A 25,587-nucleotide genomic window follows, 5' to 3' on the forward strand; every position below is an offset into this window, starting at 1 on the left:
GACTGCCTTTATCATTGTTACAGTTATTGATTTAAATGGATTTGACTGGGTTTGATGTGATTATATTACAAATTTTTGGTTGATAGCTTTTTAGATTAGAGGTTCTCTAGTGATATCTGGGTTGGTGCTTGTCCATCGTTCATATAGGCTTTAAAAATTTCGCTCAGCTCACTATCGTCCAATCCCTCTAGCTCGTCAACAGCACTCTGGCGTAGCGTATCCAAATCCACGTCTGGGGATTGCTTGGATGATGGCTTGGGCGTTTGTTTAGCGGACAGTTTCTGTGTGTCTTTTTTTGGCTGTCTTTTTAGCGGTTTCTTAGCTGATTTTGCGGCAGCATTTGCGTCTAACTGCTCACGCACGTCTGCGATGTCGACTTCTACTTGTACGATATGCGAGCCCCCATGGTTTAGGTCTGAAAACACATTTGGGATAAACAAACCACCGTCTTTGATGATTGCGGTATATTGCACATGACCTCCGTCGTTTTAGTTCTATCTATATGTTTTAATGATAACAGTAGCCAATCCCGCCTACCGCTTGTATCTGCTTTGCCGCTGGCGTGCAGTCTATCGTGTCTGTTAGTGTTCCAACATTCGAGCGACCACTCCCAGACATAGACTACATCGCCATCGTCGTCAGCAGGATACCGCTATAGTCGCGGCTAAAAAGCCTTGTTATGGCATGGCTTATATTTCTGTAAAGACTTATTCATTATAAGTCTACGATATTGATATCGCCAAAAATATCAAACTTAGCTTGGCTGAACTTCAAATGCTTTAAAAGAGGATTCTGCTGAGCCTTGCTAATTATTTCTTGTTTTTGTACTTCATTAACTGAGTAACCGAAAATTACAGAACTAAAAGCATCAAACGGTATTTCTTTAAGACAAATTTCTGGGTAGCTAGGTAGATTTATTAATAAATTATCAGGTAATTTTAGATCAAAATTCGGCTCAATAGTTGTCTTGGATTTTGTTTCACAAGATATTAGAGGGCAAAGTATTCTTCTCTCTTCTTCATAGCTCCATTTGTTAGATTTCGAATACAATAACCTGTCTACAAGTTCTTTGTACTTATTCTTATCTTGATAAACTAGTTTGTAAATCTCTGATAAATTCATACTCTCATCTAATTCAAAACTTTTTGCATATTCTCCATTTATTCTAGTAGTACCTCTATAGTAAGTAATAAAAGCTCTGTCCTCTTCCTTATAACTTACGTCTTGAAGTCCAAAATTTTTGAAAAATGGATGTTCTTCTTTAAAAGTGACAGCTAATCCCTTACCTTCATTGGTGTAATGTGTCCACATCAACTCATTGTTAGCACTTTTTGATAATGAGAAAACACCTATATGGCAGCTCAAAGCTTCTAAAATAAAATTGTTAAATCCTTCTACCGCCTTTTCCAAGTCTTCTCGTTGCGCTTGGTTGTATGATTCAACTGAATCATACTCTGTAAAACCTAAAAGGGTAGGAAACTCCTCAAGATTGTAGGTTCTACCAATAGGTTTTAAGTAATGGTTAATCAGCTCTTCATCTGATGGCTCTTCAGGATTTAAGTCAGTGTTAAATTGAAAGAAACACTTTCTAGCATAAGCCATATCAGCAGGCGAAAACTTGTCAAAATATGGAAAAAACTTCGCTTCACTACCTTTATCGTTTAGAAATTTAGGTTGTGTCATTCTAAACAAGCCATTTTCTAGAAATTCAGCACGGGGTGTATGTTCGTTTTTTTCATTAATTGTAGTGCCTAGATATTTCACTAACATAAAAAATCCTTATTTAATGATAGTCAAAATCATTGCTATAAGAATAACAAACAGCGAGCTCAACCCAAAAGCCAAACCCGCCATCCATCAGAAATTCTATTTAAAGAGCTTCTCTTGCAAACCTAGATCTTACATGCACCGCCAGCACAATCATCTTCCATATCCGCTTGGGCATCGTTCGCACCATCACGAGTGTTATGGTAGTACAACGTCTTCACACCCATTTTATAAGCGTTTAGTAAATCTTTTAGCAATATCTTCATCGGTACACGGCCACCTGCATAACGAACGGGATCATAGTTAGTATTGGCAGAGATACTTTGATCGACGAATTTTTGCATGATGGCGACCAGCTTTAGGTAACCGTCATTGTTTGGCATTTGCCACAGTAGCTCGTACTGATCTTTTAGCTTGTCAATCTCAGGCACGACTTGCTTTAAGATGCCATCTTTTGACGCTTTGATAGAGACCAGACCACGTGGTGGCTCGATACCGTTGGTCGCGTTGGCGATCTGACTTGAGGTCTCAGACGGCATCAAAGCGGTTAGGGTCGAGTTGCGTAGACCGTGCTCGGTGATCTCGCCACGTAGCGTTTCCCAATCGAGATGTAGCGGCTCTTGGCAGATTTTATCCAAGTCGGCTTTGTACGTATCAATTGGCAAGATGCCTTGCGAGTACGTGGTTTCATTGAATGCAGGGCACGCGCCTTGCTCTTTTGCCAATTTGTTTGATGCTTTCAAGAGATAGTACTGCAATGCTTCAAACGTCTGATGGGTTAGACCAAGCGCGCTGTCGTCTGAATAGCGTGCGCCATTCTTAGCTAAGTAATAAGCATAGTTAATCACGCCCACACCTAGCGTACGGCGGCGCATACTACCGTTTTGAGCCGCTTTGACGGGATAGTCTTGATAGTCGAGCAGGGCGTCAAGCGCACGGACGATCAGCTCGGCTGGCTCTTCGATGTCGCTGACGTTTTCAACTTTACCCAAGTTGACCGCTGATAGCGTACAAAGCGCGATTTCACCAGATTCATCATTGATGTTGTCCATCGGCTTGGTCGGTAGCGCGATTTCCATACAGAGGTTTGACTGACGAATCGGCGCAACGGTCGCGTCAAATGGGCTATGGGTGTTGCAATGATCGACGTTTTGGATATAGATACGGCCCGTGCTGGCGCGCTCTTGCATCATTAGGCTGAACAAGTCGGCGGCTGGGATTTGACGGCTACGCACGTTCGGGTCGTTTTCGTATTTGGTGTATAGCTCTTCGAACTTGTCTTGATCTTCAAAGAACGCATCATAGAGGCCAGGTGTGTCGCCTGGTGAAAATAGCGAGATGTCTTGACCTTTAATCAAACGGGTATACATAGTTTTGTTTAACTGGACACCGTAGTCCATATGACGCACACGGTTGTCTTCAACGCCGCGGTTGTTTTTGAGTACCAGTAATGACTCCACTTCTAAATGCCATAGTGGGTAGAACAGAGTCGCCGCACCCCCACGGACGCCACCTTGTGAGCAGCATTTCACGGCCGTTTGGAACAGTTTATAGAAGGGGATACAGCCAGTATGCTGCGCTTCGCCGCCACGGATTGGGCTACCAAGTGCGCGAATGCGACCTGCGTTGATGCCGATACCCGCACGCTGTGATACGTAGCGTACGATGGCGCTAGTGGTTGCGTTGATGGAGTCTAGGCTATCACCGCATTCGATCAATACACACGAGCTAAACTGGCGTGATGGCGTACGCACCCCTGACATGATGGGTGTTGGTAGCGAGATTTTGAACTCTGAGGTCGCATCATAGAAGCGTTTGACGTAATACAAGCGGTCTGACTTGTCATAACCTGCAAACAGACACATACCAACGAGCATGTATAAGAACTGCGGACTCTCATAAACGGTCTTGGTCACGCGATCTTGGACGAGGTATTTACCCGCCATTTGTTCAACCGCTGCATAGGCAAGATTCATATCGCGCCAGTGGTCGAGGTACTCTTCTAATTCATCAAACTCAGCACGGCTATAGTCAGCTAGGATATGCTCATCGTATTTGCCAGCATCTGTTAGGGTTTTGACGTGATCGTAAAGATGAGGCGGTGTGAATCTGTTGTAAGCAATCTTACGCAGATGGAAGATAGCCAAACGCGCGGCCAAATACTGATAGTCAGGCGTGGTCTCAGAGATCAGATCGGCTGCTGACTTGATGATGGTTTCGTGGATATCACGAGTCTTAATGCCTTCATAAAACTGAATGTGCGATTTTAGTTCAACTTGCGACACCGACACATTATCCAAGCCGTCCGCTGCCCACGCAATCACCTTGTGGATTTTGTCTAAATCAATAGGCTCTAAACGTCCGTCACGTTTGGTCACTTGGATGTTATCAATATGTGTCATGTTGTCCTCTTAATTGGATTGCTTATAATGATGCTGCACGGTTCATACTTGGCAGGCATGCTTTATAACGCTAGTACGTTCTGCTGCGGTAGATGATTTTCTTTAGGCAAAAAGCGACCGCTACTCATAATAATGATTAAAATCACTGAGTACTACATATAGCGTGTTTGTTAGTAGGTAGGCACAATATAGCGGGAAAATTTTGAAAATGCTATATTGATTTTAGACCAAAACTATGTTGCTGCGAGGTTGTAGACGGCCCATATTTTGGCAAAGGACGATGGGACAAGGGTTAGGCGCGATTGACTCAAATAATAAATTTTTTGTAAAAATATCGTGACGATTTGTTTTTATTCTCTCGGTTATTGTTGGCTAATAACACAGGTCACCTGAGTAACAATGCGGGCGCAGATTGTACAGCAAACCACAAAAAATCGCCACCCATATGTTATTACTAGCGAGTGACGATTTGGACGAAAAAGGGGCTGGTTATTTTAAAAAACCATTATTTATTTAAACCACCATGCGGACGGTTTTGGCATTATCAAGCGATGCATAAAGCGTATTCACCTGATCGGCGGTTGTGAGGTATAAATTGACACGTGCTGAGTGAAAACGGCCCGTTCTAGACGGTTTGACTTCGATGGAAGCCAAGTCAAAATCTGGGAACTGACTGCCCAAGATAAGCTTCACTTCATTGAGCAAGTTGTCGTGCTCGCCTTCGTGACCAATGATGCTTAGCGGATAGTTCATTGGAAAATCCCAAAGCTCAGGGTTTTGAATGTCGGTCTTTTTGCCTCGTAACGCGCTTGCATTGGGAGCCAGTTCGGTCACGTTGACCGATTTTTTATTTACTGGATTTTGGCTGTTGTCTTTTGGATCATCACTCATGATGCGTGCCTCATTTTTATGAAAATATCAAATATGGAAATAGTGGTCTTAACCCAACTAAGAATCGCTGCCGTGCTCAGTCTTTAATGGACGGACTTAATTCTGGACGAGTGTCTTTGTTAAGGGTAGTCACTTTATTCACTGTTTATAGTGGCATATGGGCGATTATTCAAGGGCCGTGAGGGCTATGGCAATAGATTGTTGACAAGAATGGGAGGATGTCTTTTCTTTTATTTAGGATCAACCCTATCAAGTCAACCGATCATGGCAAATAGCCATTGATAGGCGCGATATCAGGCGGAATGTCCGTTTCTCCCAGCGCTTCTAACAAGTTGATTTCGATCGTACGTGACAATGCAGTCAGGGGCAGTTTATTGGCAGCCAAGCCAAAAGGCTCTTCAAGCTCCTCACTGAGGGCATCTAAACCAAAAAAAGTATAAGCAATCACTGCACAAATCAAAGGCGTTGCCCAACCTAGGGATGCCACCAAGCCAAAAGGCAACATGATGCAATACAGGTAGGTTGTGCGATGCACCAATAGCATATAAGCAAAAGGCAGCGGCGTGTTATGAATACGTTCGCAGGCTGCCAAAACAATCGTCATAGAGGTCAGGCGCTCGTCCATATTCTGGATTATGTGATCTGACACTAGCCCTTGACGTCGAATCTCTCCAAGCTCTTTACCCATCATACGCATCAGATAGTTGGGTACGTTATGCGATTGGCGCATGCTGGCATGATGCTTTGGGTCAACAAAACGCTCGATGTCTTGCCAAGGTTCAGTATCACGAAGGCGATGGCGCACAGCGTGTGTAAAGGCGATGGTCAGGTACACCATACGTTGTTGGGTACGCTGTCCATTATCGGACTCGTCATCTATAAAAGAGAGCATTTGGCGGGTTAGGCTGCGACACTCATAAACCAGCTGTCCCCATAAGCTGCGCGCCTCCCACCAACGCTGATAGCTCGCGTTGTTACGAAACCCGAGAAACAACGAAAGGGCGATCCCTAATAAGGTAAAAGTCGCCGTACCATAGTAGGGGAAAGAGTTGGGAATCCAGTGCTGAATAATCGTAATTAAAGTACTGAGCAGGGTAATCAGCAAAACTTGTGGATAGATTTTTGGAATGATTGAACCACGGAACGTGAAAAATATTTTGAAAGGATGGGGTTGTTGCCGGACAATCATGTCAGTTTCCTAGCGATGGGGTACATATATGCGCTGTTCAGTGTACAGTAGGTTTCCAAGAGACAGTCAAAACCTATAAAGCTTAAGCTGCCATCAATTTGTTAGCGACTACTATTTGTTATAGATTACTATGGGTGAAAAACGTCTGTATTTTAAAAGTAATTGTCTAAAAGTAGAAGCGTCGTTGACATAAGAAAGCTGAGACAGGCTCAGCTTTCTTATGGTGTTTACTGTTTAGTATTTAAAACCCACTATATAGGTTTAGAACTTACCAATAAATTTAGTCATTCTCTAAGAAAGAGCGCAGGTGCTCAGAGCGTGAAGGATGACGTAATTTACGCAATGCTTTTGCTTCAATCTGACGAATACGCTCACGCGTTACATCAAACTGCTTACCGACTTCTTCTAGGGTGTGGTCAGTTGGCATGTCGATACCAAAGCGCATTTTTAGCACACGCGCTTCACGTTCAGTGAGGTTACCGAGTACATCACGCGTGGCTTCGCGTAGACCAGCAGACGTTGCATCATCGACAGGACTTGAGATAGTCGAGTCTTCGATAAAATCGCCTAGATGTGAGTCTTCATCATCACCGATTGGGGTCTCCATTGAGATAGGCTCTTTGGCAATTTTTAACACTTTACGGACTTTGACTTCGTCCATCTCTAAGCGTTCGCCTAATTCCTCAGGGGTTGGCTCGCGTCCCATTTCTTGTAGCAACTGACGTGAGACACGGTTTATCTTATTAATGGTCTCAATCATATGCACAGGAATACGGATAGTGCGGGCTTGGTCAGCGATAGAGCGGGTGATTGCCTGACGAATCCACCACGTGGCATAGGTTGAGAACTTATAACCACGGCGATATTCAAACTTATCGACCGCCTTCATCAGGCCAATGTTACCTTCTTGAATGAGATCCAAGAACTGTAGACCACGGTTGGTATATTTCTTGGCGATAGAGATCACCAAACGCAGGTTGGCTTCAACCATTTCTTTTTTCGCGCGGCGAGCTTTTGCTTCACCAACCGCCATACGGCGTGCCACATCTTTCATGTCGTGGATTTTCATGTCGAGCTGTTGCTCGTAATCACGAATTCTGCGTTGTAGCAAAATAACATCATCGGTGACTTTTTCTAGTGTACCAGCAAAAGCGGGCTTACCCTTGATGCGCTCAATGAGCCAATCAACGTTGGTTTCGTTACTTGGGAAGGTTTTACGAAACTCTTCGCGCGGCATGCGACCACGGCGAATGACCAAACGCATGATTTGACGCTCTTGCTTACGCACATCGTCATAGACGTCATGCATGATGGCCATCACTTGATCAGACAAGCGGTTGTTTAGCTTTAGCATCATAAAGCGTTCTGCGAGTAGGGCGTAAGCGTCATCAGCTTGTACGCTACCACGGCCATAATCCAGCAAGGCTTGTTTGGCTTTGATAAACAAGTTCTCGATTTCTTCTAAACGCAAACGCACTTCTTCTGCATCAAGGCCGCTGGTTTCTTCTTCGGCTTCTTCTTCAACGTCGTCGTCATCTTCGTCATCATCGTCAAACACGGCCGCTTTGGCATTGGCTTTTGCTTTGATCACAGGCGGGTTTTCTTTCTCTTCTTTGATCCGCTCGCGCTCTTCTTTCGCCGCTTCTTTGGCTTCTTGCGCGGCAATCTTGTCTTCTTCGGTTTCAGGGTCTAAAAAGCCTGTGATGACGTCAGAAAGTTTCTTTTCGCCCTCTTGTACTTTTTGATACTCATCAAGGACGAACTGCACCGTACCTGGCCAGTAGGCCATGGCGTGCTGCACGTCACGAATACCTTCTTCGATACGCTTGGCAATGGCGATCTCACCTTCACGGGTAAGTAGGTCAACCGTACCCATTTCACGCATATACATACGGACAGGATCGGTGGTGCGACCCGGCTCAGTCTCAACAGACGCCAAAACGGCTGCCGCCTCGTCCGCTGCCATGTCATCATCACTTGAATCATCGTTCATCAAGATGTCATCGGCATCGGGAGCAGATTCAAAGATTTTAATACCAACATCCGTCAGCATTTGCACAATATCTTCGATCTGATCGCTTTCGGTAATAGAGTCGGGCAGTTGGTCATTCACCTCAGCATAGGTAAGATACCCTTGCTCTTTACCCATTTGGATTAAGGTGGCCAGTTGAGATGTGGACTTAGAAACTGACTTATCGTTCATAAATACTCGCTTACTTGCATCGGACATTTTTATATTGTGACTCGCTATCGCTTGCTGGCTGCGTTGATCTTATCAATCGATTGATCAAAATGGGGCGTAGAGGTTGTCAATAATATCAAAAATGAGTTGATATGAATAAAGGCTCAAAACACTACAATAACAATGCTAAAAAACAGCTAAAAATTAGAAAAGCTAAAAAGTCTTCAAAATAACAATATCTAAAAAATCATAGGATCTAAAAACTGATACTTAAAAATAACACCCAAAACTTACGCTTAACGCTGCCTGCTTACAGTCGTTAAGCAGTGCTGTCAATACACAGCGACACAGTTTAACACAGACCACCGTAATCAAGCACGAGGTAGTGATAGCTACCGACCGTTTTTTGCGGTTTATTTACGATCAGTTGCCTGTTTGGCACGCTTTTAAATGGGGCCATGACGACTGGGTATAATCACTAGTAGTGGGGGCAGCATTGACACTTTTAAAGGGCGACCGTTTGAGAAATAAAAATTAAGCGTAAGACCTAAGATTGAACGGTGACCATTTGTGCTGACTGCTCGGCTTGCTGGGCGCGTAACCAGTCATTTAATAACTGTGACTGCTTACGGACAATCGCCAGCTTAATATGATCGGGATTTTTTATCAGCTCTTGCATCTTTTTTTGCAAATGTAGTTTAAGTAGCTGCATCACTAAGTTTTCAATGAGCTCATCCAAGCTTAAAACATTTCTTGCCGTTAAGGTTTTATAAAATCCGCCCCAGCTACGGCTAAGCATCTGTTGGGTAAGCGGCTTCACATTCGATAAGACAAAATGCGCGGCCGCATTGGCGTCTTTTGGCAAATAGTTAAGGCAACGTTTGATGGTGCTGACGATGTCAAGTAAGGCGGTGTCTTGCAGGTCTTCCCAAGCAAGCGGACGCAGGATATCGGGCGCCGCTTTTTGTTTAATATGGGCAGGCAGGTGTAAATCATGGATACCTGCCTGTCGCCAAATAGACTCAATCGGGTCCTCGGTGAGGGCGCGCGGCTGGAATAAAAAACAAAGTTGCAGTTGCTGACTGATGGTCATGTCACCGTCAAAATCTAACAGTGCATCTTTGGCCTCGACGTTTTGACTGCGCTTGCCGCCAAGCTTTTGATAAATGTCATTGTTGAGCAAATAACGAAAACTACTGCCTTTGGGTAAGGCGGTGGTTAAGGCGCGCACTTGCGACATCAGCTTGGCTTTGCCTTCTGCCAAGGTCAAATCATAACGCTCACTTAGATAGGCAAAAATGTACTGGGACAACGGCATGGCATTAGCGATTTGCTCGCGCATGGCATCGCCGCCCTGACTTTTGATAAAAGTATCAGGGTCATGATTATTGGGTAAGGTTAAAAACCGCAATTCTTTATCATCCGCCAGCACAGGCAGGGCCACCTCAAGCGTACGCCAAGCGGCTTTTTGTCCCGCACTATCGCCATCGAAACTCAATGTCAAAGTAGGGTTTAGCGTTAATAGCCGTGATATCTGACTTTCATTAATCGCTGTACCCATAGAGGCGACAGCGCCATAAACGCCGGCTTGATAAAGGGCGATGACATCCATATAGCCTTCGACCACAAGCCAGCTATCGGCACGCTGCTGGCGCGACTCATAATAACCGTACAGCACATGCTGCTTATGAAAAACTGGCGAGTCTGAGGAGTTGATGTATTTGGGCTTTACCTCGTCATCGAGCGCACGACCACCGAAACCAATAGTACGGCCTTGGTTATCTCGAATAGGAAAAATGACGCGATCACGCAGTAAATCATAGTCTCGCCCAGACTCTGATTGGCGCACTAAACCGAGTGCCTTTAGTCCCGCGATATCTTGCGGAAACTGATGCTCAAGATGCTGCCAACCAAACGGTGCATAACCCAAACCAAAAGTCTCAAAAATCTCCTCGGTAATACCGCGCGATAAAAAATAATGCTTGGCATGAGGGTGGGTTGTGAGATTGTGCTGATAAAACTGCTGTATTTGCGCCAATAGCTCATACAGGTTGCCGTCTTCTTCAGACTGGCTACTCACACCATGTGGGTCACTCATTCCATTGGTGTCGGTTAGCCATGGTGGCGGATACCCATTATCGCTGTGGTGGTCACTACCGCTTTGATAGTCTGCATCATAAGTATCAGGGGGGTAAGGCGCAGAGGCGTAGTTATCTAGCGGTGGATACTCCCCATAGCTTGCATTATCGTTGTAGGCAGGGGCGTCTGCATACGCTTGAGGAGTTTGGTCAATATTGCTTTGATTAACCTTGTCTTGATTGACACTGCTTTGATTGACGTTGTCTTGAGCTATAGCTGGGCTAGGCACAGGTGGGACAATGGGTTTAGGGGCGCTACGCTGATAACTGACATTTTGTCGCTCTTCTTGTGGTACCTCAATACCAGTCTGCTTTGACAGCTCATTGACCGCCTCGATGAACGTTAAGTTTTCATAGTCACGCAAAAAGCTGATGGCGTTGCCACCGACACTACAGCCAAAGCAATGGTAGATATTTTTTTGTGGATTGACATAAAAAGACGGCGATTTTTCCCCATGGAAAGGGCAGCAGCCCTTAAATTCACTCCCCGCCCGTTTAAGCGTGGTATGTCGCCCAATAATGCTGATTAAATCAGCTTGGCTATTTAGTTGCTCGAGGATATGATTAGGAATGCTCATACAAAAAACAGTTTACCATAGGTCAATTATGTTGGGGCATAGACAGTACCGTGCTTTTTTACATCATTCTTTTACTTTGAATTCATTGTAGAGTAAAAACAGAAAAATAAGGCCAACAGAGCGTTGACCTTATTATTTATGATGTGCAATCGACGGTATAAAATCAAAAAAAGTCACTTAATCTGATTTAACTAGTCCTCATCACCCACATCTGTATCCGTATTCGTTTCAGGTAGCGTTGTACGGCGCGTAGGATTCATGTTTTGCGGATCAACGGTCGCTTCTCGAGCAGTAGAGCCAGTGCTTGATTGGCTGGTGACTCGTTCTGTAGACGCTTCCGGCAGACCTAAGCCCACATTGATGCCGGCGTTACGTACAGCCGAGGTATTGACCGCAGGCGCATTGGTAGTGTTGTCGCTAGGCAGTCTTAATTGGTTGACGTTACGAATCATCTGCGTCTTGGTGGCACCATTGTACTCGCCCGTTGCGACTGAGGTGTCTTGCATACTTGAGCGGCCAAGCTGACCAAAAGTCAATTTGTTAAGCCAAGTGCGATCACGTTTGGTCTCTAATCTCACACGGCCGTCACTGGTTAGCCAATTTGGATAGTTAATTTGTAATAGTGTTTTGTACTCATTTGCCAAGTCCGTCAGACCTAATTTGTCATGGCTATAAGCGAGAACAGCGATGGCTTCAGGAATAGATTCACTGAGTGGATAGTACTGAAACACCCATTTGGCACGATTGACAGCGGCCACGTAAGCTTCGCGCTCAATATACCAATTGGCAGCGCTCATCTCACTTTCAGCAAACTGATTGTAAATAAAGGTCATGCGCTGAGCGGCATCTGGTGTGTAAGGGCTATTAGGGTATTTGTTGATAAGCTCTTGGAAGTTTGCAAAGGCAATGCGTAAGTACGCTGTATCACGCTCAGCTTGGTTTAGCTTAAACAGTTTTAGGCCCTCTGATGAGCCTTGCATATTGGCCACGCCGCGCACATAGTAGGCATAGCTGACTTGTGGATTAGAAGGGTAGAGATTGATGAACTGCTCAGCGCTGGCCGCTGCCATTTCATATTTACCACTTTCATATTGGGCATACATGATATCAAGCAACGCCTGTTCGGCATATTGTCCAGTAGGATAGAAAGTGCGTAGATTGGTCAGATCTTCGATGGCTTGGGTATAGCGACCTTTATCAATCTGGGCGATCGCATCGTTATAATAACCTTGCTCTGACTTTTCGGCCGTCTCTACCGCATCGACGTCTGCACCGCCGGTTAAATTTTTAAAAGTCTGACAACCCACTAGATTGACGCTTAACGCCAGTAGGGTTATTGAGGACAGTTTGATAAACGTATTGCCAACAGCTTGCATACTTCTTCTCCGACACAAGATGCACAATAGCAGCAGCGCTACTATGCTATATAAAAGGTTAATAATAAAAAACGATGCTTATGGTATCAATTAACTGTCTATTATTGAGTACGTTCATCATGAAGCGGACGCGACATCAACGTGATTTTTATCTAATGAGGTTTTGGCCCCGTCCGTGTTACTCGGGCCTTGGGTCAATACCACATCACCACAGCTAACGTTAAAATACAGTTGTTTTAAAAATACAATGCCATAGCATACAGCAAAATATGGCGATACTTTATAGAATAACGTTTGTTTCGTCTATTTTTTGCCTCGACAGACTACTGCTTGCAAGCTACGTGATAGTCGTGTCTTGTCTGCATTTGGTATTTTAACATGGGCGACTATCATGAGCGATGTCGAATGTCATTGTCACTGATAAATATACAGTAAATTACAGCAATGTCATATTTTAGAGAGTTAGCCATTTTGGCCATGATTGTTTGAGACATGACGTTATCATCAAAAAATGACAGATAACACACAGCTTCTATAGGGCTTAAGCGCTCAGCATGGTACACTATTGCAGGACTGGCTCTACTGTTTTTGGCAACGATTATATTTATCATGTGCCATTAATCCGCGAGGGGCAGTCTGTTTTTTATAAAGTTGCGATTACAGCTTCTTTAACCATTTTCTCAAAAGTTGCCTGACCAAACGATTTCAGGGGCTTTGTTATGTATATATCTGCTATGAATAATAATGCTATAACTACCCATTTACCACCGAATCAATCGTTAGATATTGATTCATCAGCACAAGAGTCACCAATGCCAAATGATGTTTTAAAGAATAGTGAGTTACCTGACGATAATCAGACAGCGCTTGATGAGCAAAGGCAAGATGAGGTGCTCGATGATGACGACGTGCTCGAAGAGGGTAGCGATGACATTAATGAAGACGTTGATGATAGCGATGATGACGAGACCACAGTAGCCGGTCAAGCAGTGCCGGTGATTGTGGATATGACGCACACTGTCACAGAAGATCAGTCAGGTCTGCGTATTGATAAGGTAGCGTCGCAGGTGTTTACAGACTTTTCGCGTGTACAGCTACAAGGCTGGATCAGTGATGGCAGTTTACTCTATAACGGTAGTGTGCAAAGACCTAAGGTCCGCGTCAAGGCAGACGATGTGTTGCATCTATCGACCACGCTGGAGCAGCATAGCGAAGATCAGCCAGAAGATATAGATATCGACGTCGTCTATGAAGATGATGATGTATTGGTGATTAATAAACCTGTTGGTATGGTCGTACATCCTGGCGCTGGTAATCAGACGGGCACCTTGGTCAATGCGTTACTGTATCACTATCCACAGCAGCATCATTTGCCGCGTGCAGGGCTGGTGCACCGTATTGACAAAGACACCTCAGGGCTACTACTGATTGGTAAAACCAAGCCGGCTCAAATGGCACTGATGGAGCAGCTAAAAGACAAGTCAGTCTATCGCCATTACCAGTGTGTGGTGGCAGGGGATGCAGCAAGCTTATTACGTCATCGCCGCATTGATGCACCGATTGGTCGACATCGCAATCAGCGTACCAAAATGACCGTAATGACGGCAGGACGTGAGGCCGTCACGCATTTATTAAACGTCACACCTCTGAACGAAAACTACTGTCTATTAGACGTAGGACTTGAGACTGGGCGTACCCATCAGATTCGTGTGCATTTGAGTCATGTAACTTATCCGATAGTAGGTGACCGTGTCTATGGTGGCCGTCGCCAATTGCGTGCAGGTCTGACAGAAGCGCAGCGTCAAGCGATTAGTAACTTTCCCCGTCAAGCCTTGCACGCTTATACCCTAGGCTTTGTTCATCCGGCGACAGGTGAGGATATTGAAGTGACAACGCCCCTCCCTGAAGATATGCTGCAATTAATAGCAGTGCTTAGCGATGGCTATGATGACGAATAGCCATTTTTAACCGTACGGTAAAAGCTCTCGTCACGGATAGGAAAAGCAGTAGACAGCTGTCAATGAGACAAAGACGACTCACTAAGTGGTAAATTGGCATGATAAATAAACTTCCAATAACATTGCTCACGCAAATTGATGATGTGGCTGTTTTTCAGACGGCCGCTTTTACTAATGCTGAGACTGTGAGTGCCAGCGATTTTGACTTAAAAAATCAGCAGTTAGAGCCGCACAATGGCGCCAATTATGGTGAGCTGAACTTAGGGTTGCATGTTAGTGATGAGGCAACAAAGGTGCTGGACAATCGCATGCGCCTATTGGCTGCCATTAATGAGCAGTTTTTCACCCTATCATCGCAGCGCTTCCAAGACATACCTATCAAACGCTTACACTGGGTCAATCAGATTCATGGTAAGCAAATCCATGATGTCGATGCCACTGCCCTCAGTATGCAGCCAGTGGCCGCAGATGCGATGATCAGTCAACAGACAGGTCTTGGACTGGCGATTATGACAGCGGACTGTGTCCCCATTGTCTTGTATCAACCTACGAGTGGACAGATTGCAGCGATTCATGCAGGCTGGCAGGGGCTGGCTGCTGGAATTATTCCAGCAACGGTAAAACGCTTTAAGGAGTCTGGGGAGATCAAGGCTTGGATTGGCGTTTGCATTAGTCAGGATAACTATGAAGTTGGTGTTCAGGTGCGCGATCAGCTACTAAAAGGGTGCATAGAAAATACATCACTGACTAAAGCGAGCATTGATAGTTTTGATCAGCGATATGCTATCCATTCGGATGATGTCAGCAAGAATGGTAGCAAGGCGCCGCATTTACCTGAGACAGTTGATAAAGCGACAATTCACGCGACAAGCGCCGCAAAAAAAATTAAGCTGAATTTACCAAAGTTGGCAGCAGATCAGTTAAGTAGCGCTGGTGTGAGGTTAGCTCATGAGTCACTTATACACTGTAGTTATGCCGATGACCGTTATTACTCCTATCGGCGTCAGACACACTTACAGCAGCCTGCTACGGGGCGTATGGCGCTGGTTATTGCACGCGCTGCTTCTGTATGAGAGTATGCGATGTGTTGTGTAGAGGTTTTAGGCAAACGCTGAGCCTGTCTAACTGACTTCGCCCATTCATTTGTATTATTTTTATCCCATCATTTATAGCCATTATTAGAGTTTGTATGAATAAATCTACCGAGCCGTCTTTCACGTCCACAACCACTGACCACGTGCCCAATGTATCGATTGCTGTTATTTTCCACAGTAACTATGGTCATACTAAGCGCGTTGCCGAAGCAATAGTCAAAGGTGCACACCAGCAACTGCCAGAAACCCAAGCTAAAGCCGTGGATGTCCATGATGTCGATTGGGACTATCTCGATCAGGCCGATTTGTTGGTGTTCGGCAGTGCTGTATATATGGGTAGCGTGACGGCTGAATTTAAGACTTTTATGGATGAGACTTCAAAGCGCTGGTATCACCGTAAATGGGAAGGTAAGTGGGCCGCCGCTTTTGCCAATTCAGGTGGATTAAGCGGTGACAAACTGGCGGTATTACAGCAGATTGCTCTATATGCTATGCAGCATGGCATGAACTGGATTGGCTTACCACTGATGCCAACAGGTCATGAGGAACATGATTTGAACCGTCTATCTAGCTTTTTGGGCTTAATGACCCAGTCACTTGATGGGCCACCTGAAGAAACACCTGGGTCTGGTGATATCGATACGGCCATTTGGTTTGGTGATCATTTGGCCAAAACCATTATTAAGCATCAGCCAGCCGCTTCAAAAAGCTAACGTAGCCTATGATTCAGTTGCTGTTATTAAGTCATTAACAATGTTTTATAGAAGTTAGAGGGCAGATATCAAACCGATATCTGCCTTTTTTGTTTTTCTTATTTTATGGAGTGCCACTTTGAACCACGATGGTGGTAGCAGGGAGATTTTTGACAGGAATGGGACTTTCAACGAATTGAAATGATTGACAGCCTGTAAATAGCATGGTTGTGGTAGCTAAACAGATAACGGTTAACGATTTCATAATGGTGTCTCAGAAGGCAGTTTGACCCAATATAGTGGCTATTGCGTATGAGCAAACACGATCACGGTAAGGAATAAAGTGGGTTTTGAACCATTATATATAAAAACCTCTCAGTAGCAGAGGGTTATTAAACAGTTACCTAAAACCTATCTAATCTTAATTATTTATAATTAAAATAAGCAATTCATCTATCAACCAAAAGAAGTTAAAAAAGCATTATGATCCGTGGTCATATCATCGAACTCAAACCCAACAACGTACAAGCAAATCACTTTGCTCGTGCTTGCGGCGTGGCGAGAAAAGCCTACAACTGGGCTTTGTACGAGTGGCAACGGCAGTATGCGCTTGACAAGGCGTACCGTGAGGCGTGTTTGGCGACTGGTATTGAGATTGATACCAAAAAGCTAAATAAACCTTCACAAGCGAAGCTCAGACGCGAATTGAATGCTATTAAGCGTGAATTATTTCCTTATATGCTGGAAGTCACCAAATGCGCTCCGCAAGCAGCAATCATGCAGCTGGGTGATGCTTATAACAACTTCTTTAAAGGCCTCACGAAATACCCAACGGCTCGTAAGAAAGGGCGTGACGATAAATTTAGTCTGTCTAATGACCAATTCGCTATCAAAGGTAAGTCCATTCGCATACCCAATCTAGGCTGGGTTCGTATGAAAGAGCCGCTACGTTTTGACGGTAAGATTATGTCAGCCACCATCTCCAAGCGGGGCGGTAAGTGGTTTGTCAGTGTGGCCGTTGAGATTGACGATACGATTAAAAAAGTGGTTAGAACTGGAAAAATCGCAGGTATAGACCTTGGTATTACTGATTTATTGGTTTTATCAGACGGCACTAAAATCAAAGCACCAAAGCCACTAAAAGCAAACCTTAAAAAACTAAGAACGCTAAACAAAGCGCTCAGTCGCAAGAAGAAAGGTAGTAAAAACAGAGAAAAAGCGAAAACCAAGCTCTCTCGTTTGCACTACAAGATCAGATGCATTAGGCAAGATTCTTTGCATAAAATAACCTCTGATTTGGTTAAAGCGTTCGATGTGATGGCAATTGAGGATTTAAACGTCAAAGGTATGGTCAAGAACCGCAGATTGTCACGGGCGATCAGTGATTTGGGTTTCTTTGAATTTAAGCGACAGCTTATCTACAAAGCCAATGAGCAAGGCAAGACGGTAAAGTCAGTTGGGCGCTTCTATCCCAGCTCCAAGACCTGTACAAACTGCAATCATATCCTTGGTAAAGATGAGCTGACGTTGAAGATGCGCGACTGGATCTGTCCTAGCTGTCAGACAAAACATGACCGCGACCTCAACGCCAGCATCAATATTTTAAATAACGCGACTGTCATCTTAACAGCCGCATAACCGCGTTTTATTGGACGGTGAGTTCCATCGCCAATTAAAAAAGTCTGTGGAGTCGTGGTCAGTCTAAGTCTCAAACGAGAAGTAGCGCGTGACAGTGAAGTAGAAAGAAAACGTCAAATCTGGCTAATAGTTAATATTAGTTAGGTTTGAGTAAGATTTTTGGAACGGTTAGAAGCGATGTATGCGGAACTTTTACTTTTAAAGAAAATGATCTATTTATGATAGTAGGGGTTTTTCTGTTCGTAAACCCTCTCTACGTTTTACTAACCCTCTGTATCATCCAAAATACAAGCCCCTGTCCAGAGTTTTTACGGACGTGCGAATGGGTTGTATTCTAAATAAGAATAGTGATAATATGTTGAAAGCTGACCAAATAGTCAAGTATCATCTGGTGTCAGTTTTCTATCGAGACTGACACACAATTGCCGCTACCTTTAATGCCACGCTTTCAAGAGAAAAGGGATGTCTTTATATTTTTAAGTTTGATGGATCATGGTGTGTAATAACCTTCTTTATCTAACATAATAGAGTATTGTAGTCATCAGCGTGCTCAGTATGTGGGTTCGTATCGATCGCTAAGAAGCGCTGTCTAAATGATTGCCATGTGATACAAGTCAAGCACTTGATTTTAGTATGCCAGCCGTTCACGTCCTTAAGCCTTATGCTTATATTTATTATTTTATTTTAGCCGAGTCTTGCTATGATTAGTTTTTATTTGAATGGGAAACGCCATGAGCTAACCCAGCTTAACCCTAATACGACGGTGCTTGAGTATCTACGATTGCATGAAGGCCAAACGGATACCAAGGAAGGCTGCGGTAGTGGCGACTGCGGGGCGTGTACGGTCATGGTGCAGCGCCTACCTGTGGCAGGTCAGCCGCAAGGTAATGCCGAACCGTTTTATACCATCAATTCTTGCATCACTTTGGTGTCGCTCATGGATGGTCACCATCTTATGACAGCGTCTTATTTGGCGGACAATCCTGAGCATCATCCAGAACGTGCGTGGCTGCATCCAGCGCAGCAAGCCATGGTGGAGTGTCATGGGTCGCAGTGCGGTTTTTGTACGCCTGGGTTTGTGATGTCGCTTGCTTGTGTCTACGAAAACAATCGTATGCAGAAAAATCAAGAGGTGGGGGGCCAGAGCGCCACAGCCAACCAACTGAGCTATGAGAAGGTGGTTGCCTCGATATCTGGCAATCTATGTCGCTGCACAGGGTACCGGCCTATTATCGAAGCAGGCCTATTGATGAGCGATATTGGTCAGCAAAGAGAGGCCGAGCAGTCAGCGGTGAAAGACTTAACCAGCACTCTAGCGACAGATGTCATGGCAAGTACAAAAGAGTCAGCAGTATCTAAAGAGGCGCCAGTGGCAGCTGCGTTAAACGATGGCGCATCTATGACTGTTGAACCTGCCCTGATTGATGCTGTAAGGCAGTTATATATCCCAAAAACCTTAGATGAGCTTGATGCGCTGTTAGCTGCCAATCCTCAGGCAACTATTTGGGCAGGTGGTACAGACTTAGGATTGAGTGTCACACAGCACTTGGTCGATCATGATGTCATCATTCAGCTCTCAGGGGTTAAGGCTCTAAAATCTTGGACGCTGTCTGACTCAAATAGTGATAAATCGAGTAATCATCAAGCCAAACGCCAATCATTGGTGATAGGCGCTGGTATGAGTTACCAGCAGATGCAACCTGTGCTTGAGCAGTATTTTCCGGTCTTTGCTCAACTGTTTGAGCGTATTGCCTCACCGCAAATTCGTAATATGGGCACCATTGGTGGTAATGTAGCCAACGCCTCGCCGATTGGGGATTTGCCACCGATTTTATTGGCGTTGGATGCGTCCATTCATTTGCGTCATTGCGCGCTTAATCGCGAAAACTCAGGCGGTGAAGCCAAGACAGGTAGTGAAGCCAATAAGAGTAACGCGCTTTATACGGATGAGATCATACCGTTATCAGAGTTTTTCTTAGATTATAAAAAGACCAAGCTGCAAGCAGGCAGTTACGTTGTCGCTATCCATCTTCCCCTGATGCAGGACAACCAGCACTTATTTATTCATAAAATTAGCAAACGTTATGAAGATGATATCTCGGCGTGTTTGCTGGCTGCACGAATCGATGTGTCAGCAGATGGCACGTCTATTGAAAACGCAAAGCTGGGTTTAGGCGGCATGGCGGCAATACCTCTGTTGGCCACAAAGTGTCAGCAAGCGCTTATTGGTCAAGCTACCGAAGTTGCGAGTTTTGAGAAGGCAGCACAAGTGTTATCCGCCGATGTGACACCAATGACTGATGTCAGAGCCAGCCGGGAGTATCGCACCCATGTGGTACAGCGGCTGTTGGTAAAGTGCGGCAAGCAATTGGTAAAAGAATTACAGGCTGAGAGCGTTTGATGGCCAGAGCAATCTAGTAGTGATATTTGCCAAAATAAACAGCAGCATTCATAAAAGCGTACTAATAGAAGAGATTTGCTATGAGCCACCATTCATCCTTATTTGACAGTTACAGTATCCGCCGTGTACGTCCGCCAAAAAACAAAATTGGCACCTCAGCCAAGCATGACAGTGCGATCAGCCATGTGATGGGGACAGCGACCTATGTGGATGATATCGCAAAACCACAAGGCACTCTGCATCTGGCAGTGGGTAAAAGTAATCATGCCCATGCCCGTGTATTGAATATGGATTTAAGCGCTGTCAGAGACGCTGATGGCGTCGTGGATGTCTTAAGCTTCAAAGATTTACCGGCACAGACAGACATTGGTGCGGTGTTTGATGGTGAGCCACTGATGGTGGATGAACTCACAGAATACGTGGGTCAGACGCTATTTGTGGTGGTGGCAACCAGTCATCGCGCTGCCAAAAAAGCAGCTCTGAAAGCGGTGGTAGAGTATGAGCCACTACCAGCGGTGCTGAGTATTGATAAGGCATTAGAGCAAGAGCTGTACGTGCGCCCGAGTCATTTTATGAAGCGCGGTGATGCAGCGACTGCACTTGAGAACGCGCCAGTTCGTATTGAAGGTCATATTCATATGCGCGGGCAAGAGCACTTTTACCTAGAAGGACAAGTGTCTTATGTGGTGCCTTGTGATGATGGTGGACTAGAGGTATATACGTCTTCACAGCATCCGAGTGAAGTACAGCAACTCGTCGCTGAAGTGACGGATTTGCCGTTCCACGCGGTCAATACAGTCGTGCGCCGTATGGGTGGCGGTTTTGGTGGTAAGGAGACGCAAGCTGCTGCGTGGGCGTGTCTGTGCGGTATCGTCGCTAAACGTCACAATGTGCCAGTCAGCATGCGTTTAGATCGGCAAGATGACATGGTCGTGACCGGTAAGCGCCATGAGTTTGCTAATCGCTATGAAGTCGGCTTAGATGAGTCTGGTCGTATACTAGGCGTCGACATGCAATTGGCTGGACTGTGTGGCTACTCACCGGATTTGTCCGATGCCATCGTCGATAGAGCGATGTTCCACTGTGATAATGCCTACTATTATCCTGCGGCTCATGTGGCAGGGCATCGTTGTAAGACACATACGGTATCTAACACTGCTTATCGAGGATTTGGTGGGCCACAAGGGTTGATGACGGCTGAATATATGATGGATCATATTGCCTATACGTTGGGACAAGATCCGCTGCAAGTGCGCTTGGCAAACCTATATCAAAATGGTCAAAGCACTCACTATGGGCAGACAATTGAGCATTTTGATCTGGCCACCATTATGAGCAAGCTTGCCAAAGACAGTGATTATGAGACACGCCGTCAGCAAATCATAAAAGCCAATCAACAAGCCGCCGCTGAAGGTAGCGACAAACGCCTTGGTATCGCTCTGACGCCAGTGAAGTTTGGTATCTCATTTACCGTGCAGACCCTCAATCAGGCAGGCGCGCTGGTACATATTTATACCGATGGCAGTATCCACCTCAATCACGGCGGGACAGAGATGGGACAAGGGCTATATATCAAAATTGCCCAGATCGTTGCCAATGAGTTTGATGTGGACTTAGATACCGTTAAAGTATCAGCGACGCGTACGGACAAAGTGCCGAACACCTCACCAACTGCGGCCTCATCAGGTACAGATATTAATGGTAAAGCGGCACAAAATGCTTGTCTGAGTATTAAGGCGCGTATCGTTGAGTTTGCGGCTGAGCACTTTGAAGTGGCGCAAGAAGCCATTCGGTTTGAGCAAAATCATGTCTATATCGGTGACAAAGAGACACTCACTTTTGCTGAAATGATCCAGCTGGCGTATCAAAACCGGATTAGCTTGTCGTCTACCGGCTACTATAAAACGCCCAAGATATTTTATGATCGCTCTAAAGCATGGGGTCGTCCTTTCTTTTATTTTGCATTGGGCGCAGCCTGCGCTGAGGTTGAGATTGATACCTTGACAGGCGAGTATCAAGTTTTGCGCTGTGATGTACTGCATGACGCTGGGCAGTCGATCAACCCTGCTATTGATATTGGGCAGATTGAAGGTGGCTTCGTTCAGGGAATGGGCTGGCTGACCGCTGAAGAGCTGATTTGGGATAGTACAGGGAAGCTTGCATCTAACAGTCCTGCCAACTACAAAATTCCAACTGCCCATGATTTGCCCAAGCAGTGGAGTGTCAAATTGTATGACCGAAAAAACAGCGAGCAGACGATTTATAACTCTAAAGCGGTGGGTGAGCCGCCATTTATGTTGGCCGCAAGCGTTTGGTGCGCTATCAATAATGCCGTTGCCAGTCTTGGTGATTATCAGAAAAACCCAGAGCTGACCATGCCTGCGACACCAGAAGCCGTACTGAAGTCAGTCATGCGTATGCAGGGCACCCCTTGGGAAGTGGATGCTGAAGTAGACACCGATACGGTTTTGAGTCTAATCAAGGGTGCGGAAGAAAACAGCGATCTTTATAATGATAAGGCGATGCCGCAAGACGTGCGTCATGCCAAAGACATCGATCCAGCGGAGGTCGAGGGCAGGCAAGTGGATGATCAGCCTGAGGCGATAGAGCATCCAAATGTAGCAGGGGCAAGAGGGCCTGCGCACAGTGAATGAGTCGTTAGCAACACCAGTCGTCTGGTATGACGGTTTGGCGAAATATCAGCAGCAAGGCATTGCCCACGTTTTGGCAACGATCGTAGCAGTGAATGGGTCGGCCCCCCGAGCGCTGCAGGCAAAAATGATCGTCACGCAGCGTAGTATTGTGGACACGCTCGGCGGCGGCGGTTTGGAACACGACGTAGTTACCACCGCGCGGCAACTTTTGAACGGCGAGATGGCCGAAACAGTATCAAAAGAGATAAAGCTCAAAGGTGCTGAGATAAGCTGCAAGGGGCCTACAGAGCCTGCTAAAGCTGTGCGCCGCGATGCTGTTTACACCAAGCACTATCCACTGGGAGCAAAGCTCGCACAATGCTGTGGGGGCAGTGTCACGGTGATGTTTGAGTGTTTTAATGTGACGCCGCCGATGTCGATTCTGGTCTTTGGGGCAGGACATGTGGCTGCTGCGCTAATGACTGTCCTCGCTGAGCTGCCTTGTCAGGTGGACTGGGTGGACAGTCGTCCAGAGATGTTTGAGCGTTATTTGATCAATAAAATCAGCACCAGTACCGCTAGCCAAACCGCCGCTATTCATAAAAATGGACAGGCGCAAGCAGCAGAAAATCAATCAGTGCTTTACCAATTGCCAGCGCACATTCGTCCCCATATCGATGATGAACCTACTGATTTTGTGCGCCCATTTATCGAGCAAGGCGGTCAGCGGTTTATTCTGATTATGACTCATGATCATAGTGTCGATTTTGAGCTGGTGCGGACAGCACTAGATACCGTGGTCGCTAACAGCCCCTCACTAGACCGTGATTTAACGGACAGTAGCTGCTCATCCATTTCGATGCCTTACATCGGCTGTATTGGCTCGGCAACCAAAGCCAAGCGTTTTAGAGATCGTCTGATCCAGCGTGGTTATAGTGAAAAAATAGTGGATCAGTTAGTCATGCCAGTTGGGTTGCAGGTTGGGGGTAAAGAGCCTATGGCTGTTGCGGTTTCAATCGTTGCACAGCTTTTACAACAGTATCATCAGGCTAGCCTCTGAACTTGAATTTGCTACTCACTAAGTACAATCTTATCACCTTTAATTGAAGCGCTCAGTATCATTCAGCCATGTGAGACACACGAATGACCTTACACATTTATCAAGCTCGACTGCTACACTATCTGACTGAAAGTGATCTTACTCTACGCACTGTACCTGATGGCAATGCGCCTGATCCTCTCAAAACGCCGACAGTCATTACAGACACAGAGTTACTCCCTGTTATCGAGGGCGTGCGCATTTGTCCTGAGTATATCGCTGATGGTGCGTTGGTTGTGGATGACGCGACGGGTTGTATCGTGGATTATGGCAGCCGTCAAGCCATGTTAGCGGATTACGCTGATACAGCAGCTCAAGAAGGCCGAGAACCGGTAAAAATACATGACCACCGTGATAAGCTGATCATGCCAGGTTTTATCGATACCCATGTGCATTATCCGCAGATAGACATGATTGCCGCATACGGTGAGCAGTTGCTTGACTGGCTCAATAACTATACCTTTGTTACCGAAGCCAATTTTGGTGATCCAAAAGTGGCGCACGATACGGCTCAGTTCTTTTTAAACCAGCTGCTGGCCAATGGTACGACGAGCGCCATGGTGTTTTCTACCAGTCATCCTTTATCAGCGGAGGCCTTTTTTACGGAAAGTCATAGGCTTAATACGCGTATGATCACAGGCAATGTCCTGATGGATCAAAACGCGCCTGCGCCGCTGTGTGTTCCTGCCGAGCAAAGTATTCGAGACACCCAAGATATCATTGATAACTGGCATGAACGCGGACGTCAGCATGTAGCGATTACCCCGCGATTTGCGATCACGTCGACGCCCAAACAGCTACGTATGGCGGGTGATTTGTATGCCAGTTATGACAGTGTCTACTTACAGACGCATCTGGCCGAAAACCGTGATGAAGTGGTTTTTGTGCAAACCCTTTATCCCAATCATAAAGGCTATTTGGATGTCTACGATGATATGGGTTTACTGGGTCGCCGCACAATGTTGGCCCATGGTATCTACCTTGAGACATCTGAGTACGAGCGTCTGCGTGACACTGGCACACAAATAGCGCATTGTCCCACGTCCAATCTGTTTTTGGGTAGCGGTCTGTTCGATTTACCTAAAACGTTAAGTTATACAGGTGTGAGCATTGCCACTGATGTGGGGGCGGGAACGAGTCTGTCGATGCTGACTACCTTATCAGAGGCGTATAAAGTTCAACAATTACAAAGCAACCCACTGTCCGCGCATCAAGGACTGTATCAAATTACTTTGGGCAATGCCCAGTCGCTCTTATTGGACAAAAAGATCGGCAACTTTATGCCCAGTAAAGAAGCGGATTTTGTCGTGATTAATCCAGGGGCAACGGCATTACTGGAACGGCGTATGGCACAGACCAACACGCTCGAAGAGCAGCTATTTGTGCTGATGATGTTGGGTGATGATAGAGTGATTGAGCAGACAGTGGTCGCGGGCGTGAGTCGCTACCAAAAATCTAACGCTTTATAAACTAGTGAAAAATACTCGCAACGAAAAGCCCCGTTTATGATAAATATAAACGGGGCTTTTATCGGTTTGGACTATGCTTA

16 protein-coding genes are annotated in these 25,587 nt (G+C 45.6%); 8 read left to right on the plus strand and 8 right to left on the minus strand.

Annotated features, from left to right (window positions below):
- Window positions 1-95: 95 nt before the first annotated feature.
- The 8 genes from JFC06_RS08530 to JFC06_RS08565 all read right to left on the minus strand — a co-directional run bounded on the left by JFC06_RS08530 (window position 96) and on the right by JFC06_RS08565 (window position 12,523).
- Window positions 96-473: a hypothetical protein gene (locus JFC06_RS08530; RefSeq protein WP_198334705.1), complete on the minus strand. Its 378-nt coding sequence runs from the start codon at window positions 471-473 to the stop codon at window positions 96-98.
- 241 nt (window positions 474-714) lie between these two features.
- Complete coding sequence (locus JFC06_RS08535; protein WP_198334706.1) at window positions 715-1,770, minus strand: DUF2971 domain-containing protein; 1,056 nt, start codon at window positions 1,768-1,770, stop codon at window positions 715-717.
- 122 nt (window positions 1,771-1,892) lie between these two features.
- Window positions 1,893-4,169: a class 1a ribonucleoside-diphosphate reductase subunit alpha gene (gene nrdA, locus JFC06_RS08540; protein WP_198334707.1), complete on the minus strand. Its 2,277-nt coding sequence runs from the start codon at window positions 4,167-4,169 to the stop codon at window positions 1,893-1,895.
- A gap of 513 nt (window positions 4,170-4,682) precedes the next feature.
- Window positions 4,683-5,060 (minus strand): YbeD family protein, encoded by a 378-nt coding sequence (locus tag JFC06_RS08545; protein WP_198334708.1) that lies wholly within the window; start codon window positions 5,058-5,060, stop codon window positions 4,683-4,685.
- A 262-nt stretch (window positions 5,061-5,322) separates the two neighbouring features.
- Entirely contained in the window at window positions 5,323-6,249 is a 927-nt protein-coding gene (locus JFC06_RS08550; RefSeq protein ID WP_193004816.1) for a bestrophin family protein, read from the minus strand.
- Window positions 6,250-6,529: 280 nt separating this feature from the next.
- Window positions 6,530-8,452 (minus strand): RNA polymerase sigma factor RpoD, encoded by a 1,923-nt coding sequence (gene rpoD, locus JFC06_RS08555; protein ID WP_198334709.1) that lies wholly within the window; start codon window positions 8,450-8,452, stop codon window positions 6,530-6,532.
- 526 nt (window positions 8,453-8,978) lie between these two features.
- Window positions 8,979-11,147 (minus strand): DNA primase, encoded by a 2,169-nt coding sequence (locus tag JFC06_RS08560; RefSeq protein WP_198334710.1) that lies wholly within the window; start codon window positions 11,145-11,147, stop codon window positions 8,979-8,981.
- Between the two features lie 191 nt (window positions 11,148-11,338).
- Complete coding sequence (locus tag JFC06_RS08565) at window positions 11,339-12,523, minus strand: outer membrane protein assembly factor BamD (RefSeq protein WP_198334711.1); 1,185 nt, start codon at window positions 12,521-12,523, stop codon at window positions 11,339-11,341.
- Between the two features lie 719 nt (window positions 12,524-13,242).
- On the opposite strand from JFC06_RS08565, the gene JFC06_RS08570 reads away from it, so the two are divergent.
- The 8 genes from JFC06_RS08570 (at window position 13,243) to guaD (ending at window position 25,507) form a co-directional block, all read left to right on the plus strand.
- Window positions 13,243-14,481, plus strand: coding sequence for an RluA family pseudouridine synthase (locus tag JFC06_RS08570; RefSeq protein ID WP_227670174.1), 1,239 nt, complete (start codon window positions 13,243-13,245; stop codon window positions 14,479-14,481).
- A 98-nt stretch (window positions 14,482-14,579) separates the two neighbouring features.
- Window positions 14,580-15,554, plus strand: coding sequence for a polyphenol oxidase family protein (locus JFC06_RS08575; protein WP_198334712.1), 975 nt, complete (start codon window positions 14,580-14,582; stop codon window positions 15,552-15,554).
- A gap of 116 nt (window positions 15,555-15,670) precedes the next feature.
- Entirely contained in the window at window positions 15,671-16,288 is a 618-nt protein-coding gene (locus JFC06_RS08580; RefSeq protein ID WP_193004811.1) for a flavodoxin family protein, read from the plus strand.
- Between the two features lie 462 nt (window positions 16,289-16,750).
- The gene (locus tag JFC06_RS08585) at window positions 16,751-17,905 is read left to right on the plus strand and encodes an RNA-guided endonuclease InsQ/TnpB family protein (RefSeq protein WP_198334713.1); all 1,155 of its coding nucleotides are present in this window, start codon (window positions 16,751-16,753) and stop codon (window positions 17,903-17,905) included.
- 700 nt (window positions 17,906-18,605) lie between these two features.
- Window positions 18,606-20,306, plus strand: a complete 1,701-nt coding sequence (locus tag JFC06_RS08590; protein ID WP_193006805.1) for a xanthine dehydrogenase small subunit — start codon at window positions 18,606-18,608, stop codon at window positions 20,304-20,306.
- An 80-nt stretch (window positions 20,307-20,386) separates the two neighbouring features.
- The gene (xdhB, locus tag JFC06_RS08595) at window positions 20,387-22,960 is read left to right on the plus strand and encodes a xanthine dehydrogenase molybdopterin binding subunit (protein ID WP_198334714.1); all 2,574 of its coding nucleotides are present in this window, start codon (window positions 20,387-20,389) and stop codon (window positions 22,958-22,960) included.
- The gene (locus JFC06_RS08600; protein ID WP_198334715.1) at window positions 22,953-23,999 is read left to right on the plus strand and encodes an XdhC family protein; all 1,047 of its coding nucleotides are present in this window, start codon (window positions 22,953-22,955) and stop codon (window positions 23,997-23,999) included. The genes xdhB and JFC06_RS08600 overlap by 8 nt, the downstream gene beginning before the upstream one ends.
- Before the next feature lie 83 nt (window positions 24,000-24,082).
- Window positions 24,083-25,507, plus strand: coding sequence for a guanine deaminase (guaD, locus tag JFC06_RS08605; RefSeq protein ID WP_198334716.1), 1,425 nt, complete (start codon window positions 24,083-24,085; stop codon window positions 25,505-25,507).
- The last annotated feature ends 80 nt before the right edge of the window (window positions 25,508-25,587 follow it).

The sequence above is a fragment of the Psychrobacter namhaensis genome (assembly GCF_016107545.1).
Classification (GTDB): domain Bacteria; phylum Pseudomonadota; class Gammaproteobacteria; order Pseudomonadales; family Moraxellaceae; genus Psychrobacter; species Psychrobacter namhaensis.